Source organism: Micromonospora sp. KC606 (assembly GCF_004348675.1).
GTDB lineage: Bacteria > Actinomycetota > Actinomycetes > Mycobacteriales > Micromonosporaceae > Micromonospora.
In genome coordinates, this window is the sequence record NZ_SMKN01000349.1 from 1 (window position 1) to 3168 (window position 3168).

General features: G+C 76.9%; 3 protein-coding genes. All 3 read left to right on the forward strand.

Going from position 1 to position 3168, the window contains the following annotated elements; all coding sequences use genetic code 11:
- A partial coding sequence (locus E1193_RS30695) for a nicotinate-nucleotide--dimethylbenzimidazole phosphoribosyltransferase (protein WP_165945873.1) occupies positions 1-1046 on the forward strand: 1046 nt, incomplete at its 5' end.
- A complete protein-coding gene (locus E1193_RS30700; protein WP_132186622.1) occupies positions 1036-1809 on the forward strand; it encodes an adenosylcobinamide-GDP ribazoletransferase in 774 nt (257 codons plus the stop codon). The genes E1193_RS30695 and E1193_RS30700, both read left to right, overlap by 11 nt.
- A gap of 60 nt (positions 1810-1869) precedes the next feature.
- A complete protein-coding gene (locus E1193_RS30705; protein ID WP_132186623.1) occupies positions 1870-3165 on the forward strand; it encodes a DUF2314 domain-containing protein in 1296 nt (431 codons plus the stop codon).
- Positions 3166-3168: the final 3 nt, after the last annotated feature.

Sequence of the window (3168 nt, forward strand, 5' to 3'; positions counted from 1 at the left end):
CCCCCACCCCCGCCCCCTGGCCGACCGTGCGGGCGCTGCTGCTGCACGGCGACCACACCGGTGGGGCCGCCGCCGGGTCGCTGCCCGGCGAGTCGTCCCGCCGTGCCCGGCAGGCCCGGGCCGGCACCGGACCGCTGGCCCGGCTGGCCGCCGAGGCCGGTGCGACTCTCCAGGTGGTGGACACCCCGTCGGCCGCGCCGATGGAACAGGAGCCGGCGCTCGGCGCCGCCGCCGTCGAGTCGGCCCTGCGCCACGGCTGGCGGCTGGCCGAGGAGGCCGCCGACGCGGGTGTACAACTGCTGGTGCTCGGGGCGTGCGGGGCCGGTGCCGAGACGGCGGCAGCCGCCGTGCTCACCGCCACCGCCGGCGCCGAGGCCCCGGCGGTGCTCAGCCGGGTGTACACCGCCGACGGCCAGATCGACGACGCGGCGTGGATGGTGCGGTGCGCGGCGGTCCGGGACGCGCTGCACCGCACCCGCCAGTCCTCCCGGGACGCCAAGGAGGTGCTCGCCGAGCTGGGTGGCGGGGACGTCGCGGTGGCTACCGGCGTGCTGCTCGGGGCGGCCGCCCGCCGGCTGCCTGTGCTGTTGGACGGCCCGGTCGGCCTGGCCGCCGGCATGATCAGCCGGGACCTGGCCGGGCAGGTCCGGCACTGGTGCCTGCTGGCCGACCACGGCGGCCAACCGGCCGTCCGGCTCGCCGCCGACGTGCTCGGCCTGACCCCGCTGCTCGACCTGCGCCTGGACCTCGGTGAGGGGGCGAACGCGCTGGCCGCGCTGCCGTTGTTGCGTTCGGTGCTGTCGCTGGCCGCCGCGCTGCCCAGCCATCCGCAGTTGGGCGGGCCCGACTCCGACGAGCTGGACTTCACCGAACCGGAACCGGCCGGACCGGGCCCCACCACCACCCAGCCCGACTTCACGGGATCCGAGCCGGCCGCACCCGGCCCCACCACCATTCAACCCGACTTCACCGAAGCCGAGCCGGCCGCACCCGGCCCGACCGACACGGCGACGGAGGCGGACCCGTCCGGCCGGCGTGCCGGCTGAACCGGGCCGGGTCGACGGCCTACGGCTGGCACTGACCACCTTCACCACACTGCCGGTCCGCGCCGGCCGGATCGATCGGGCGGTCGCCGGCCGGGCGATGGCGCTCGCCCCGCTGGTCGGGGCGGGGCTCGGCGCGGCGCTGGCGGGTGTGCTGCTGCTCCTGGCCCCGTTCGTCCCGCCCCTGGTCGCCGCCGGGGTGACCGTGGGCTGCGCGGCCCTGGGCACCCGGGGCCTGCACCTGGACGGGCTCGCCGACACCGTGGACGCGCTGGGATCGTATCGGCGGGGGTCGGCGGCGCTGGAGATCATGAAGAAGCCGGACGTGGGGCCGTTCGGGGTGGTCGCGTTGGTGGTCGTACTCCTGCTCCAGGCGGCGACGCTCGCGGAGCTGGCCGGACGGTCCCGGCCGGCGGCGCTCGCGGCGGTGGTCGCGGCGACGGCGGCGGGACGGCTCGCGGTGGGTCTCGCCTGCCGGCGCGGGGTGCCGGCGGCCCGGCCGGACGGGCTGGGGGCGCTGGTCGCCGGCACGGTCGGACCGGTCCCACTCGTGCTCGGCACGGCCGCCGTCGCGCTCGCGGCCGCCCCGGCGGTGCCGGGCCGGCCGTGGCAGGGCCCGCTGGTGGTGCTGGCCGCGCTGGCCGTCGCCGCCGGGCTCCTGCGGCATGCGGTACGCCGGTTCGGCGGCGTCACCGGCGACGTGCTCGGGGCGGGTGTGGAGACCGTCACCACGCTGGTCTACCTGGGGCTCGTGCTGTCCGCCTGAATGCGGCCCACGTTCCCGGGTAGCGTTTGCCCCGACGGCACCGGCGCACCTGGGGGACGCATGCTCATCACGGACGACTTCCTGCCGGTTCCGGTGCCGGAGTCGCTGAGCGCGACCTACCTGGTGCCGATGGCGGGGATGCCCCGGGTGAGCCCGAAGACCGCGGTCCGGGCCCTGGAAGGGCGACTGGCCGAGCCGGTGCACGGGCTCGCGCGGCAGATGCTGGACAGCCCGCTGATGAGCGTGGACACCCGGCCGATCGACGAGTTCCCGGAGCTGCCGCCGGATCTGCTCACCGCGTTCGGGGCCACCGAGGCGCAGCTCGGCCGGCTGGCCGCGGCCAGCCACCTGGTGGTGGTGCAGGCCGAGTACCGGCCCGGGTGGCCGCCGGCCCACGAGTGGGCGGCCCGCGCGGTCGCCGCCGCGGTCGCCGAGTCGGCCGACGGTGATGTGGTGGACGTCTTCGGCCTGCAGTTCCTCGACCCGGCGACCGCGCTGCGCTCGTTGCCCGACGCGCAGGGCCGGGTACGCCTGGTCGACTGGGTGCTGGTGCCGTACTCCTCGGACGCGGAGGGGCTCTGGTTCACCACCAAGGGGCTGCGCCGGTTCGGGCTGCTGGAGTTGCAGACCCAGGGTGTGCCCGACCATCTCACCCGGGCCTGGGGCGCGGTGATGACCGGCGCGGCCCGGCGGCTGCTGCGGGACTGGACCGACGGGCTGGCCGGCGAGGAGGTGCCCGCGTTCGTGCAGTTGCCGGTGCTGGCGACGGTGACCGGGCACGACATCGCGGTGGCGTACGGCAACCCGGAGCAGCACGGCGCCACCGCCCCGGTGCTGCTGCGGCTGGAGCTGGATCCGGCGACGGACCCGGAGGCCGACTCGTTCCTCAGCCTGCGCCCGCCGCCCGGTCACCCGGGGCCGGACGGGAAGTACTTCGCGGTGGCCTGCGCCACGCTCTTCTCCGGCATCCAGCCGGACGTCCGCTACGCCCGCTCCGGTGACGCGATGAGCCGGGCGGTCGCCACCGCGCGGGCCGGCCTGCACGACATCCGGGCCCGGTTCGTCGCCGGTCAGCTCCCACCGGAGTCACAGCTGGTGGTCAAGTACGGCCTGCCCGGCGACGAGGGCCCCGAGTACGTCTGGGCCGCGGTGACCTCGTGGGAGGCTCCCGAGCGGATCGTCGGCGCCAGCGCCAGCGACGCCAACACCGACCCGACCGTGCGGATCGGCTCCCCGGTCGTGGTGGAGGCGGCGGACGTGGTCGACTGGGCCCTGCTGGACGGCACCGGCGTCATCGAGGGCGGCTGGACCCAGGCCGTCCTCGACGCCGGCGAACGCCCCCACCCCACTCACTGACCC